This is a genomic window from Nostoc sp. (assembly GCF_036916975.1).
In the GTDB taxonomy this organism is placed as follows: Bacteria; Cyanobacteriota; Cyanobacteriia; order Cyanobacteriales; family Nostocaceae; genus Nostoc.
In genome coordinates this window covers 1-14,626 of record NZ_JBALFF010000032.1, presented here as the reverse complement: position 1 = coordinate 14,626, position 14,626 = coordinate 1, and the positions used below count along the sequence as shown (strand labels likewise).

10 protein-coding genes are annotated in these 14,626 nt (G+C 41.0%); 6 read left to right on the top strand and 4 right to left on the bottom strand.

Annotation, left to right across the window (positions count from 1 at the left end; genetic code table 11):
* Nucleotides 1–116: 116 nt before the first annotated feature.
* Nucleotides 117–1,436 (bottom strand): ABC transporter substrate-binding protein, encoded by a 1,320-nt coding sequence (locus V7K73_RS06255; protein ID WP_334878139.1) that lies wholly within the window; start codon nucleotides 1,434–1,436, stop codon nucleotides 117–119.
* A gap of 810 nt (nucleotides 1,437–2,246) precedes the next feature.
* On the opposite strand from V7K73_RS06255, the gene V7K73_RS06250 reads away from it, so the two are divergent.
* Entirely contained in the window at nucleotides 2,247–2,933 is a 687-nt protein-coding gene (locus V7K73_RS06250; protein WP_334878137.1) for a class I SAM-dependent methyltransferase, read from the top strand.
* A gap of 120 nt (nucleotides 2,934–3,053) precedes the next feature.
* Complete coding sequence (locus tag V7K73_RS06245; RefSeq protein ID WP_334878135.1) at nucleotides 3,054–4,097, top strand: glycosyltransferase family 4 protein; 1,044 nt, start codon at nucleotides 3,054–3,056, stop codon at nucleotides 4,095–4,097.
* Between the two features lie 8 nt (nucleotides 4,098–4,105).
* On the opposite strand, the gene V7K73_RS06240 is transcribed toward V7K73_RS06245, so the two are convergent.
* On the bottom strand, nucleotides 4,106–5,002 hold the full coding sequence (locus tag V7K73_RS06240; protein ID WP_334878133.1) for a S66 peptidase family protein: 897 nt from the start codon (nucleotides 5,000–5,002) through the stop codon (nucleotides 4,106–4,108).
* Between the two features lie 405 nt (nucleotides 5,003–5,407).
* Nucleotides 5,408–5,935 carry a CDP-diacylglycerol--glycerol-3-phosphate 3-phosphatidyltransferase gene (gene pgsA, locus V7K73_RS06235; RefSeq protein WP_334878131.1) on the bottom strand — a complete coding sequence of 176 codons (528 nt, stop codon included), beginning with the start codon at nucleotides 5,933–5,935 and terminating at the stop codon, nucleotides 5,408–5,410.
* Nucleotides 5,936–6,079: 144 nt separating this feature from the next.
* On the opposite strand from pgsA, the gene V7K73_RS06230 reads away from it, so the two are divergent.
* The 3 genes from V7K73_RS06230 to V7K73_RS06220 all read left to right on the top strand — a co-directional run bounded on the left by V7K73_RS06230 (nucleotide 6,080) and on the right by V7K73_RS06220 (nucleotide 9,696).
* Entirely contained in the window at nucleotides 6,080–7,501 is a 1,422-nt protein-coding gene (locus V7K73_RS06230) for an aspartate ammonia-lyase (RefSeq protein WP_334878129.1), read from the top strand.
* 91 nt (nucleotides 7,502–7,592) lie between these two features.
* Entirely contained in the window at nucleotides 7,593–8,564 is a 972-nt protein-coding gene (locus V7K73_RS06225; RefSeq protein WP_334878127.1) for a DUF362 domain-containing protein, read from the top strand.
* 946 nt (nucleotides 8,565–9,510) lie between these two features.
* A complete protein-coding gene (locus tag V7K73_RS06220) occupies nucleotides 9,511–9,696 on the top strand; it encodes a hypothetical protein (RefSeq protein WP_334878125.1) in 186 nt (61 codons plus the stop codon).
* Between the two features lie 572 nt (nucleotides 9,697–10,268).
* Here the strand turns inward: V7K73_RS06220 and V7K73_RS06215 are convergent.
* The gene (locus V7K73_RS06215) at nucleotides 10,269–12,857 is read right to left on the bottom strand and encodes a chloride channel protein (protein ID WP_334878319.1); all 2,589 of its coding nucleotides are present in this window, start codon (nucleotides 12,855–12,857) and stop codon (nucleotides 10,269–10,271) included.
* 861 nt (nucleotides 12,858–13,718) lie between these two features.
* Here V7K73_RS06215 and V7K73_RS06210 point away from each other — a divergent pair.
* A complete protein-coding gene (locus V7K73_RS06210; RefSeq protein WP_334878123.1) occupies nucleotides 13,719–14,231 on the top strand; it encodes an inorganic diphosphatase in 513 nt (170 codons plus the stop codon).
* Nucleotides 14,232–14,626 lie beyond the last annotated feature (395 nt).

Below are 14,626 nucleotides of genomic sequence, written 5' to 3'. Positions count from 1 at the left end.
TTTTGCGTAAGTCCTAACTATGTAACGAAAAGTAAAATCTCTGTATTTGGCTCGTAGTTACGTTTTAGCGCTAAAGCGCAACTACAAACCAGTGATGATTATTTGCGCCGAATTAATTATAGAGAATCCCAAATTGAATCGAGGTTTGCTTGAGCTTGTTTGAGTGCTGTTTCTGGAGATGCTCCTAGCATAGTAGCTTCGATGGCTCGACCTAAACTGTCAGACAAGCGACTATAGCCAGGAATGATCGGTCGAGAACCTGATACAGACATTTGCTCAATAAAGACTTTCAAGACAGGTTTTTGCTGGAGAACTTCTTGATAAGCCTGACTTTGGGCAGATTTAATGTTAACTGGTAAAAAACCCGTCCCTATACTCCATTCTGTTTGGAATTCTTCACTTAAAACATACTCTAAAAATTTGAGTGCGGCTTGCTCCCTTTCTGGTATAGTCTTCATCAAATACATATTTCCAGTGGCACTCACCGTAGCAGGTTTCACATTTGCAGGTATAGGGAATACGTTAAAGTCAACATTGGACTTCATTATATAAGTCCAAGGACCAGTGAGTTGCATAGCAACGCGACCTGCAATAAAAGCGTCTTCTTCATAACCTCGCTCTGGTGAAGAGAGGGTTGCTGAACCATCTTTTAATAGGTTTTGCCAAAATTGTAATGCTGCGATCGCACCTGGATTCGTCAAATTTGGACGGTTATTTGTTACAATCTCTCCGCCAGCGCTTAATAAGAACGGGAACCAAGTAAATACAGTCCATTCTTCTTTTCCTAAAGGTAGTAACATTCCGTACTGTTCAGGTCGATTATCACCATTCCTATCTATGGTCAATTTTTTAGCAACTTCCCTTAACTCTTCCCAAGTCTTAGGTATTTGCCTAATTCCCGCAGCTTGAAAAAGTTTAGGTCGGTAAAAAATCCCTACATTGCCGGTGTAAAGTGGGATTGACCAAAGATGACCGTCTAATTTTAATCCTTCCCATAAATTGGGGCTAATTTCTGATTTTAATGGCAATTTTTCCAGCCATTTTTCTAAAGGACGAATTGCCCCTAGTTCCATAAATTGACCTGTCAATTGAGGATCGAATGACAAAATATCTGGAGATGTATTGCCCACAACTGCTGTTAATATTTTTGGCAATTGGGGTTGACCTATAAAGATAGATTTTACCTGGATATCACTATGAGTCTGATTAAATTTATTTACTAGTTTATCAAACACATCCCGATTACTAGGGGGATTAATTGATTGCCATAGACTCAAATTAATTACTCTATCATGCTTCTGGATTGTCCCCTGACAACCATATAAAAATATCAAAAAGATACTCAGAATAATTCCTATCAGCGAAAGCCGCCAAATAGAATTGTTCAACTTGGGCGAAATTTTTTGAATTTGGAATTGGAAAAAGTTAACTTTCATATCAATTTTTAGATTTGTTAGGCATCTATCATTTCACCCTTTTAAACTACACTGCCGTGTAGTCAATTATATAAAGATTAAAAGTATTGAAGATAAGTAAGTGGGTCAAATTAAATATCAAACCTCACTCTCAATCCGGCTTCCCTCTCCAAAATATCGGAGAGGGATTGAGGGTGAGGTTTTATCTTATATTTAATTACACCTATAAGTAGGTAGACAAGATAAAACCAAACTATGTAACGAAAAGTAAAATCTCTGTATTTGGCTCGTAGTTGCGCTTTAGCGCTAAAGCGCAACTACGAACCAGTGATGATTATTTGCGCCCATTTACTTAGCGGTTCTCGTTTATGTGAGGTACATCGGTAAGGGCATGGCACTGCCATGCCCCTACACCTGGCAATATAATGTTGTACCGCATCTGAATGGAAACCGCTATACCGACTTATCCATATTTATTTGATCTATGAGTTGATTAACATCTTTATAATTAAAAATATCTATTTAATTTCCAATATTATATAAAAAACATTTATCTTGCATCAGAGTTGAAATAGGATTTGATAAGGGAGGTGCAGGAATATAACCTCCAGCAACTAAGACCATTTTCATTAAAAAATCTCTCTTAATCTCTATTTTAGAAAAAATTGCTCTAATATACTACATTTTACCTGAATCTTCATGAGTGCTAATAAGTTAAACTAGCAGATATTTATTGTATAGTATAATACGTTATTCACTGGCAACACAAATTTTATGGTAAGCTCTATCACACCTTATTTTTAAAGTAGCTTTTTAGAAAATTCATTTTATTTGAAGCATCATCTACAAGATTTTTTACAGTTAGATGCAGAAACCGTAGAGACAAAGTTAGCAGCAGCACAAGAAGAAATAAAAAACTTAGGACACAAAGATTTTAATTGGCAAGAAGCAAGTACTTTCTACCGTGATAAAGTAGGAGAACTTTACTTATTTGAATTGGGGGCTTGGCATCTGTCAAGTTATGAGTATATTGGAGATATGTTGCGGTTAATTGCAGATTCTGCCCAAGGTCGAGTGTTAGATTTTGGTGGTGGAATAGGAACTCATGCCATTGGCGCTGCTCTTTGCCCACAAGTTGAGCAAGTAATCTATTATGATATAAATCCGATAAATCGTGATTTTGTTCAGTATCGCTCTGAGAAAATGGGATTGGATAAAAAAATAGTTTTTGCTCTTGAAATGCCTGCGAAAGAGAAATTTGATACGATTTTATGCTTTGATGTTTTAGGGCATTTGTTAGATCCTAGCGAGCAGTTATTGCAATTTTATCAAGCTTTGAACTGTGATGGTAAGATGATAATGAATTGGTATTTATTTAAAGGTATTAATCAAGAATACCCTTTTCATTTAGATGATACCAAAGCAATCGAAACCTTTTCCCGTACACTTCAGAGTCACTTTTTAGAGGTTTTTCACCCTTATCTGATTACAACCCGTTGCTACCAGAAGCAGAGTTAAATTCGACTTAATGTCTTTTGGGTGGAGTGATACCCAAACCCAATAAGTACATTGTTTAGGTAAAAAAATGATCTTGAAAAAAATACATTAACGACGAAAATGTACCATAAATTATTATTTATGTCTACTCCAATTGGTTCACTAGGTTCAGGATTGGGTGGCGGAGTTGAGTTGACCCTATATAATCTTGCTACAGAGATGCTGCGGCGAGGACATCAATTAGAAATTGTTGCACCACAGGGGTCTATTAGCAGTTCATTACCTATTAAACAAATCCCTGGAGAACTCCAGATACCAGCCCAAAATCAGACTCGGACTGAGCCAATTTTGATCCCGAAAAATTCTGTTTTAGCGAATATGTGGGATTATGCTCGCCAAGTGCAAGCAGATTATGATGTGATTGTGAATTTTGCTTATGATTGGCTGCCACTGTATTTAACACCATTTTTTAATACTCCGATCGCGCATTTTATCAGTATGGGTTCTTTGATAGATGCAATCGATGAGATTATTGAAAGTGTGGCAATTGAGTTTCCGAATACTATTGGTGTTTACACTCAATCACAGGCGGCCACCTTTTCATGTGCAGAACAATGTTACTGTCTGCTAAATGGTTTGGATTTATCTATTTATCAATTTTGTCCTAAACCAACTCAGAGCTTGGCGTGGGTAGGTAGAATAGCTCCTGAAAAAGGACTAGAAGATGCAGTAGCAGCAGCAGAAATAATCGGAATTACACTGAAAATATTCGGTTTAAAACAGGATGTATCTTATTGGGAGAAGATTTGTCAAGAATACCCTAATGCTCCCATAGAATATGTAGGATTTTTACCAACAGTTGAACTACAAAAAGAGTTAGGTCAATGTAGAGCAGTTTTAGTAACTCCTCGTTGGATAGAAGCATTTGGAAATGTAGCAATAGAGGCGCTTGCTTGTGGAGTACCTTTAATTGCTTACCGTCGGGGTGGTTTAACAGAAATTGTCCAAGAAGGCAAAACTGGTTTTTTGGTTGAACCAGATAGTGTTCAAGGTTTAGTAGAAGCGATTAAGCATTTGGATGAAATTGACCGCCAAGCTTGTCGCCAGCAAGCAGAAACTTTATACTCTTTAGAAGCTATGGGCGATCGCACCGAAGAGTGGTTTCAAAAAATTCTGAAAAATTGATATACTACCTATGGCGCTATCGCTAATATTCCGGTATCCCCATCTAAAGTTACCTCTACTCCCACTGGTAAAGCTACATTGGGGCTATCATGACCAAAAGGCAAATCAGAAACAATAGGAATACCCAAATCACCCAAGCGATCGCGCAATACTTCTTCTACACTAAAGCTAGACACGGTTGGCGGCGCTTCACAGCGAGTAAAACCACCCAAAGCAATACCGCAGACTTGAGATAAAGCACCGCTCAAACGCCACTGCGTCAGCATCCTGTCAATACGATAAGGTGCTTCTGTAACATCCTCCAACGCCAGAATTACACCATCAAGATGTGGCAAAATTGGTGTAGCTAAAAGGTTAGTAGCCACCGTGAGATTACCTGGTAACAAAGTACCACTAACTACGCCGCCCCCCCACCCGCAACCTTTGAGAGGGGCGAAAGAACTACCTTCTACCCAATCAAATAATCTCTCAATAGACCAGTCTGGCTCATCTACCAAAGTAGTCATTACGGGACCGTGAACGCCAGAAATTCCTGCTGTATAAAGGCTCCATAATAAAGCTGTGATATCAGAAAAGCCAATCAACCACTTCGGAACCGCTAAGTTTGGCCAATTCCAATCTTCTAAAATACGGGTGCTACCAAAACCACCTCTGGTACAGAGAATACCACGACAATCAGGATCTTGCCATGCTGCTGCTAGTTGGTGACGACGCTTTTCGTCTCTACCAGCAAGATAACCCCATTTGTCATCTATCTGAGGACTGATTTCTAGTCGATAACCACGCGATCGCCAAATTTCTAGACTCCGTTCAAATGCCTCAAATTCTCGCAAAGCACCACTAGGGCTAATTACTCGTAGTAAGTCTCCAGGTTTCAGGGGCGGGGGTAAGATTTTGGATGGCATGAAAAAAGTTAGGAGTTAGGAGTTAGGAGTTAGGAGTTAGGAGTTAGGAGTTGGGAGTTTGGAGTTTGGAGTTGGGAGTTGGGAGTTAGGAGTTTGGAGTTTGGAGTTGGGAGTTGGGAGTTAGGAGTTGGGAGTTGGGAGTTAGGAGTTTGGAGTTTAGGGAGCATCCCAATGAGTGCTTAAATCTTTTCCCTCACCCCCAGCCCCTCTCCCAAATATGGGAGAGGGGAGACATAATTCTAGTTCCCCGAATCCCATATGATGGGATTCGGGGTTAGGGGATGAGGGCTATCAAGGTTTTTGCACCTGACGGGATGCTCCCGGAGTTAGGAGTTAGGAGTTTGGAGTTTGGAGTTAGGAATTAGGAATTAGGGGTTTGGAGTTGGGAGTTGGGAGTTAACAATACTATATTGTGGTTTCATTAATCCTAGCTTTTTGCGGCAAAAGATAAATACCCCCAGATATTAAAGTTAGGGCGACAGAAATCCAAAAGGCAATTAGAGAGGGAGTTTGCCACACTTCACCCAGAGGCGCAATCAAAAGCGCGATCGCAACTATTTGACTAACAGTTTTGAGTTTACCCCAAATATTCGCTCCGGTAATCGTCGTTTGATTTACCCGCCAACCAGCGATCGCTAATTCTCGCGCTAAAATCAAAAACACTCCCCAAGCCGGCACTTTTCCTAGTTCAATAAAAACTAGCAACGGCGCTAGTACCAGAAGTTTATCTACTAAGGGATCAAGAAATTTACCCAACTCACTAATTTGGTTGAGTTTCCGCGCTAAATAGCCGTCTAACCAATCAGTTAATGCAGCAATGAGAAAAATCGCCAAACATATCCACTGAGCTTGAGGTGTGGGATTATATAAACCGTAAAGCAGAAATGGTATCCCCAATAGACGAGAAAAGGTAATCCAGTTGGGTATAGTCATAGGGAATTCAAAAATCAAACTTCAAAATTAACAATTGTAAAGCAACAAGCAGCCAGAGAAATATGCAAAATCTATGCAGATTAGTGTATCTGAGTGTGGCTGCATGGGAAAATCTGTTTTCTGTAGCTCTCCTAAAACAATACTATGACTGAAAACACAGACTCTCAATTCCGCATCGAACGCGATTCGATGGGCGATCGCCAAATTGCTAGTAGCGTTTATTACGGCATTCAAACGCTTCGGGCTATCGAAAACTTTCCTATTAGCGGCATAAAGCCTTTAGCTACTTACGTAAATGCTGGATTAATCATAAAAAAAGCTACAGCAATTGTGAATGGAGAACTAAATTGCATTCCCCAAGATATTAGTCAGGCGATTGTCCAAGCAAGCGATGAAATCCTGGCTGGGAAGTTCCGGGATCAATTTGTCGTAGATGTTTATCAGGCGGGGGCCGGAACATCCCACCACATGAATGTCAACGAAGTTTTGGCAAACCGCGCCTTAGAAATTCTTGGTGAAGAAAAGGGCAATTATAAACGTGTTAGTCCTAACGATCACGTTAATTATGGGCAGTCTACCAATGATGTGATTCCGACCGCAATTCGGATTGGTGGATTATTGGCATTATCCAAGACATTACACCCAGCAATAGATGGTGCGATCGCATCCTTAGAAAACAAAGCTGTAGAATTTCAAGATATCGTCAAATCTGGCAGAACCCACTTGCAAGATGCAGTACCAGTGCGTTTGGGTGAGAATTTTCGGGCTTGGGCGCAAATTCTTACAGAACATCAAAACCGGATTTACACCGCCTCTGGTGATTTGATGGTGTTGGGTTTGGGAGGTAGTGCAGCCGGAACCGGGTTAAATACTCATCCTTTGTATCGCGCCCGTGTGGTAGAAGTTCTTTCAGAATTGATTGATACTCCTTTAGAACCTGCACCGCATCTTATGGCAGCCATGCAAAGTATGGCACCATTTGTAAATGTTTCCGGTGCTTTACGCAACTTAGCGCAGGATTTAGTCAAAATATCTCATGATTTACGACTGATGGATTCGGGGCCAAAAACTGGTTTGAAAGAAATTCAACTACCACCAGTGCAACCCGGTTCCTCGATTATGCCAGGGAAATATAACCCAGTCATGGCAGAGATGACATCAATGGTGTGTTTTCAGGTGATGGGTTACGATAGTGCGATCGCATTAGCCGCACAAGCCGGACAATTAGAATTAAATGTGATGATGCCCCTGATTGCCTATAACTTGATTCACAGCATCGAAATTCTGGGTAATACCATCGCCGCACTCACCGAACGCTGCATCGAGGGAATTACCGCAAACCAAGAACGTTGTTTAGCTTATGCCGAAGGCAGTTTAGCTTTAGTAACCGCACTAAATACCCACATCGGTTATTTAAACGCTGCTGCTGTCGCCAAAGAATCTTTAGAAACTGGTAAATCTTTACGGCAAATTGTCTTAGAACGCGGATTGATGAGTGAAACAGACTTAGCCACAGTCTTAAATCTAGAACAAATGAGTCGTATCTTACCGCTCAAAACAGAATAATAGGTTATGGGGGATTAGGCATTGGTTATTAATTCTTCTCTCCCATCTCCCCCACTCCCCACTCCCCACTCCCTCTATCCCCTATCTATCCATGCAGACTCAAAAACCATCTGTTAGTCTTATTCGGGCTACATCCTACGAACGAGAGGCTTTACGAGAATCCTTAGTTATTCTCCTGGAACCTTTTGGAGGGATGGCAGCGTTTGTTAAAAAAGGCGATCGCGTTTTACTAAAACCGAATCTACTTACAGCTACCCGTCCTGGTAAAGAGTGTATCACCCGTGCCGAACTAGTTTATCAAGTTGCCCAGATGGTAATTGAGGCTGGCGGTAAGCCATTTTTGGGCGATAGTCCTGCTTTTGGCAGTGCCAGGGGCGTAGCAGTAGCAAACGGCTATCTGCCGATTTTAGAAGAACTCAATCTTCCCATCATCGATTTTCATGGTCAGCGTTACCTAACCGTCAGTGACAATTTTAACCATCTGCGGCTGTCTAAAGAAGCAATGGAAGCAGACGTAGTGATTAACCTACCTAAAGTGAAATCACATGCCCAGCTAACATTAACACTGGGTGTAAAAAACTTGTTTGGTTGCGTCCCAGGTAAAATGAAAGCTTGGTGGCACATGGAAGCTGGAAAAGACGCGAATAGATTTGGTGAAATGTTAGTAGAAACTGCTAGGGCAATTAACCCTAACTTAACCATATTAGATGGCATCATCGGTCATGAAGGAAATGGCCCCAGTAATGGTGAACCTCGCCAACTGGGCATTTTAGCAGCCGCATCAAATATATTTGCCTTAGATAGGGCAATGGTAGAAATCCTTAATGTTCCTCCTGAACAAGTACCCACGGTTGCAGCTTCCCAAAGGCTGGGAGTTTGTCCAGAACTAGATGCCATAGAGTTTCCGCATTTAAATCCTGACTTATTAAAAATACAAGATTGGCGACTACCAGACAAGTTGATGCCCATCGATTTTGGTATGCCCCGTGTAATTAAGTCTACGTTTAAGCATCTTTACACCCGATTTATCAAGGAACCGATCAGTGTTTATGGAAGGGAGTAGGAAGTAGGGAGTGAGGGGACAAGTCTTTCTCCTTGTCCCTAAGAGGATGAATGAACAAGTTTTGGGCGAATATAATTCGCTACTACACTAGCATTGTCCACCTCCGTGGACTAATACAAAATCGAGGTTTTTAACCCACGGAGGTGGGTTTTGTTCGTGTAGCTGCGTAAAGCCTTCGGCATAGCTTCGCTTACCGCGTCAGCGTGCCGGAGGCTCTATTCTATTCGCCAAGGCTAGTAATAAATTAGACTTGTTCATTCAACCTCTAAGTCTTCTTCACTATGCCCCATGCCCAATGGCCTATATAAATTGACAAAATTACTGTGATATTACGGAAATTTGAAAATTTAAATTCTAAAATATTTGTTTAGTGATATTACTGAATCCATGCTACACAACGTTGATGCATCTGTATTTATTCGGTAACTATCGTTGGTTATAAAAATTATTGCTATCCCTTTCTTCTTTAATGTCAAATCTTTTTGTGTATAACTACTGTATAACAATCAATCGCACTGATAGATTTTCAGTAATTTTGCGGTTTTGTGTCCTGTATCACAAATTAATAATTAGAATAAAATGACCTTATCAAAGGCTTTGCAGAATGTTATAATCATGAAGTATCAAACAAATACATTTTGCTAATTAATCTTGAAGCAGCGAAAAAATGTAATTTATGATGCCGTTAAAGTTGGCTTTGCGTATGCAAACCGTTACACCATACAGGGAAACATCTCAAAATATTAATTACAAAATAAAACATGATTTGTTTACTTGTAACTTTGTATTAAGAACTCCATGTATAAAAATGCTATTATGACAGTTGTAAAACTGGTTTAGATTGTAGAATGCTAGACATTTTACAGTTTAAAAATAGCTAAAATAGCATTAAGACTCTCGCTCGGAGAGTAGACCTACACAGTGATCCGAAAAACGCCAATTTTGTATGAATTCAAATAGTCAGTCTGCCAATACCGATACATATTCCCAACGTTTGGCAGACATTGTGGGAACTGCGATCGCTCTGTTGACTCTCACCCTACCCGTGTTTGTCATCGCCCACTATTCTTCAAGTAATGTTCAAATCAACCAGCAACCCTTGGTTCAAAATTTCAAAGGAAGTCAAGATTGATAAAGTTTTCCAGTAGCATTTCACCAGCAGGAAAGCTACAAAAAAGGAGAAAAGTAATATTGAGAAAATCTCTCTAGATTTTGATCTAGTTCATCAAGAATAAGCTGAAATCTGTATTGTAGTTACTCCAGATTTCAGTTGTCTTGACAAAGTACGAGCAAAAATAAATCCCTCCAACAGTAATCAACGGTGGGACAGAATAATACCCTCTTAGAAAAAGCGTTGCGAAGTAACTTTGCAACGCTTTTTCCATATCAATAGGAGTGGTAGAGATGAGGGAGCAGGTCTTTTCTGACAATTCAGGTTATGTGGAAAAGCTAACCATTAACCTAACCCCCAACTCGTCGCTCTAAGGGGGGAAATTCAAAGTGTCTCTCGTAAAAGGAAGAGAAAAATAGAAGGGTAGGTAAGAATTAAACATAAGAAAAAACCTCACCCTCAATCCCTCTCCTTAGTATTGTAGGGGGAAGCCGGAGGCAGGGTGAGGTTTTATATTTAAAAATCAGGCAGTAGAGAGGGTGATTTGAAAGACAATTCTTTAATACCTTAAACTTACGATTACGCCTGCATAATTAAGTTTTAACCATGATAACTGTACAATTACTTTTGCGAGAAATATTCTCTGCAATATTTCCTTGAATTACTTGTTGCAGTAAAGTTTCACGACTAGCTCCCAGAACAATCACATCACTATTGTCAAGTTCTGCACACTTAAGGACAGCCTCAGAAACAGAATTGGCACGAACTGGAGTAGCGATGACTTTACCACTAACTCGGCGTTGGAGAAAGTGAACAGATTTATCTAGTAATTTTGTGTCAGGAATAGAGTCATTAGGCTGGAAAACCTGACATAGTTTAATTTGGGGTGATGTACTTAGAGAAGCAAGAGCAGGTAATAACTTAATTGCTTGGCTGGAGTTAGGGCCGCCTGCCATTGGCAGCAACCAACGGTCAAAGGCTCTTTTATCATTCAATTTAGCCAGGATAACATCACAACCTGCCTGTCGAATTACCGTATCCACCACTCGGCTAAAAACTCTACCAGGAGTTGATGTAGTGCCTTTCCATCCCATCAGCACCAAGTCAATGTGTCGATCTTTGACAGCCTCTAAAATTGCCTCAGCGACATTATGGGTAACTCGAATTTGGGTGTGAACGGGAATCCGCGATTTCTCTCCTAATAATATTGCCTGTTGCAAAAGTTCAAGACTTTTGCTGATTTGCACTGGTGTTTCCGAGGGGATGCGGCCAGATGGAACGATAATCACTTGTAGGCATTCTATTTCGTAATTGCGATCTTTGGCGATCGCAACTGCCATTTTCAATAAAGTTTCGGCTGTCTGCGGATGTGAAAGTGGTAGTAGTAACCGTCCTTTGCCTGTAGCCGGAGCGCGAGTTTGGTAGACTACATAAGAAGGTGCTGATTTGGATTCTATTTGTTGGGTATTACCACTCAGTCGCTCTGCTTCTACACGGATAATATCACTACGAGTAATAATTCCTATAAGCTTGCGACCTTCTGTAACAGGTAAGCAGCTTAGGTGATAACGATTGAGTATATGCAAGACATGAGCTAGTGTAGCAGTGGGGTTTACTGTGACTGGCTCTGGTGTCATAATCTGGCTGATAGTTGTATCTTTACCTAACTGTTCTGAAGCAATATTAACTAAATCTTTCTGAGTCACAATGCCAACAACTCTCCCATTCTTTAAAACTGGAAAGTTGCGATGGTGAGAGAGGGAAAATGCCTGTACTGCTTCATCAGTGTTCATTTGGCTAGAGAGAGTTTCCACACGCCGTTGCATCACATCTGCGGCACTCAGTTGTGCTAAAAGCCCCTCTGTACTTGGCTCTTTGGTGATGTGAATCCCTTTCCACTCTAGTAGAAGGTCGTAGAGCGATCGCCGATCAATTTTTTCTGCGACTAAATAGGCAACCACAGACGCAATCATTAGCGGTAGCACCAGATTGAAATCTGTTGTCATCTCAAACACAATCACAACTGCTGTAATTGGCACCTTAGAGACGGCGCTAAAAAAAGCAGCCATGCCCACATGAGCATAGATTGTTGCAGCGCTCATTCCTAGTAAACTGTGTTCAACAGCACCCACTAAGTAACCAAGAGCCGCTCCCAAGACCAAGGTAGGAACTAGTAAACCCCCTGGCGCTCCAGAGCCGTAGGTAAAAATAATTAGGGTAAACTGAACTAAAAGAGCGATCGCTGCAAATGACCAGTTAGCACTACCCACAAGCAAAATTTCTCTCAGCCCAGCATGATCCCGAAAGGTAACAGGTAATAAAGCGATCGCAACACCACTGACTAACCCAGCAATTCCAATTCGCCAGGGTAAACTCAGGCGTAGGCGGCGGTTAATTGCTAGACTGGCAAGAATACCTTTATTAAACAGAATGCCTAGTAGTCCCGCCAGCACTCCCAAAATCAAGTAGAAAGGGATTTCCTGAGCGAAGAAAGTTGTATCTGGCAAACCTAAATTCAGATGATTCAGATCCAGGCTGTGACTACCATAGAGCCGGGAGATGACTGAAGCGATGAAAGAAGCCAAAATCGCAGTGCCAAGAGTAATACCTGATACATCTTGCAGTAATTCTTCCACTACAAAAAGGACACCTGCGATCGGTGCATTAAAAGCCGCAGCTAACCCAGCCCCAGCCCCTGCGGCGATCAATTGGCGACGATGCTCCGGCGAAGTCGGTACCCAGTTACTAAGTTGATTGGCCAAAGCTGCGCCAATTTGGACAGTAGGCCCTTCCCGTCCCAAAGGCATTCCACAACCCAACACTAATGTAGCGCTGATCAACTTGACCAAAGCAATCCGTAGATTTAACGGCATCGGCACGCGAGCTAATACGGCTTTGACTTCAGACATCCCACTACCTGATGCTTCAGGTGCAAAGCGCTCTACTAGCCAACCAGCTAAAAATCCTCCTACCAGTCCAATACCTGGTAGCACTAAGTAGGCAGGCCACAGATAAGAAATATGTACTCGCAATGCGCCTGCCCAATCCACTGTTTGTCCTAACAGAACTGCCGCTACCCCAGAAACTAGACCAATCAGGCAAGCTTCTACGAAAGCCAACCGTTTAGGCCGAAGCATCTGACGGGAAAGCCTCAACCAGAGAATTTTACCCCTGGCTAACATATTTTTAGAAATCACTTGTGATAAATGAAGGTATATAAATGTCGAAATGTCTTACCGTTCACCCTATTCATAGGGTTTCACAAAAAAATGAAATCAGAATAAAATTTTTCTATGCCTAAAGATAGATATATGCAGTAGCAGTTTCGTCGTCCCTCCTCGCAATGACGGAAGATTGTTATACCATTTCTTTGTGAGGCTGCGCCAAACCCTCTTAACTTCTTCTTTCTTTCTTTCTTTCTTTCTTTCTTTCTTTCTTTCTTTGTGTTCTTTGCGGACTTTGCGGTTCGTTTTGCTTTCTTGTACTTAAATATGGTTTAGCACATCTTCATACAGAATTGGTATTAGATTTTACAAAAGTAGGATGCTCCCATTGCCCTTTTGTTTTCATTGTGAAGTCGTTTCTGAATTGTTTTCTAAAAAAGCGACGCGATTTTTCTCTGGACATTTCAAAATATTTGCCATATTTTGTTAGTAATAAAATGTTGAAATCTTTAGCTTAGGAACGTGGATTAAAATAATTCGTAATAGAGCCTCCGGCACGCTCCGCGGTTTTCATGGCCCTTTGGGGTGTACGTCAATTTTGTTTTGTAATGAAGAGTGCTGTTGTGGGGACGGTTTGGGACTTGCATTACAACGTGCGATTTAACCCCAATCGCATTACTTACCGGTTTTAGAACCGGGGGACTTAAACCCACGGAACTAGTTAATTTTGAATTCCGCCCTGCGGTACTAGCCTCCCGCTTTGTTTACTGTTTTTGTACAAAACTTAGCAGAGAGAGATCCATATTGCCCTAAAATTCTACACGGGGAGCGAAACTGACTGAGTGTCCCCATGATTTATTGTTATCAGAGGAGTTTTTTGTGGACTTATCTCGTATTCCTGCCCAACCCAAACCCGGTCTAATCAACGTTCTGATTGAAATTACTGGCAAAAGTAAAAATAAATACGAATACGACAAGGAACTAGAAGCTTTTGCTTTAGACCGAGTACTTTATTCCTCGGTACAATATCCTTATGACTACGGCTTTGTACCCAATACATTGGCTGATGATGGCGATCCCCTAGATGGTATGGTCATAATTGACGAGCCAACCTTTCCAGGCTGTGTGATTGCCGCACGACCGATTGGCTTCTTGGAGATGATTGACGGGGGCGATCGCGATGAAAAGATCCTTTGTGTTCCTGACAAAGATCCGCGCTACACTCAGGTCAAATCTCTGAATGACTTAGCGCCACACCGCTTAGATGAAATTGCCGAATTTTTCCGTAGTTATAAAAATTTGGAAAAAAAGGTGACTGAAATTCTCGGTTGGCAAGATGTAGACAAAGTTGCAGCAATAGTTGAAAAATCCATCAAAGCTTATAGAGGATAATACAAATTAGAAAGTTAGGAGTTAGGAGTTAAGAGTTAGGAGTTAGGAGTTAGGAGTTAGGAGTTAGGAGTTAGGAGTTAGGAGTTAGGAGTTAGGAGTTAGGAGTTAGGAGTTAGGAGTTAAGAATTATGAGTTAGGAGTTAGGAGTTAAGAATTATGAGTTAGGAGTTAGGAGTTAGGAGTTAAGAATTATGAGTTAGGAGTTAGGAGTTAAGAATTATGAGTTAGGAGTTAAGAATTATGAGTTAGGAGTTAAGAGTTATGAATTTTTATTTTTAACTCCTAACTTTCTAACTCCTCACTCCTAACTTTCTAACTCCTCACTCCTAACTTTCTAACTCCTCACTCCTAACTTTCTAACTCCTCACTCCTAACTTTCTAACTCCTCACTCCTA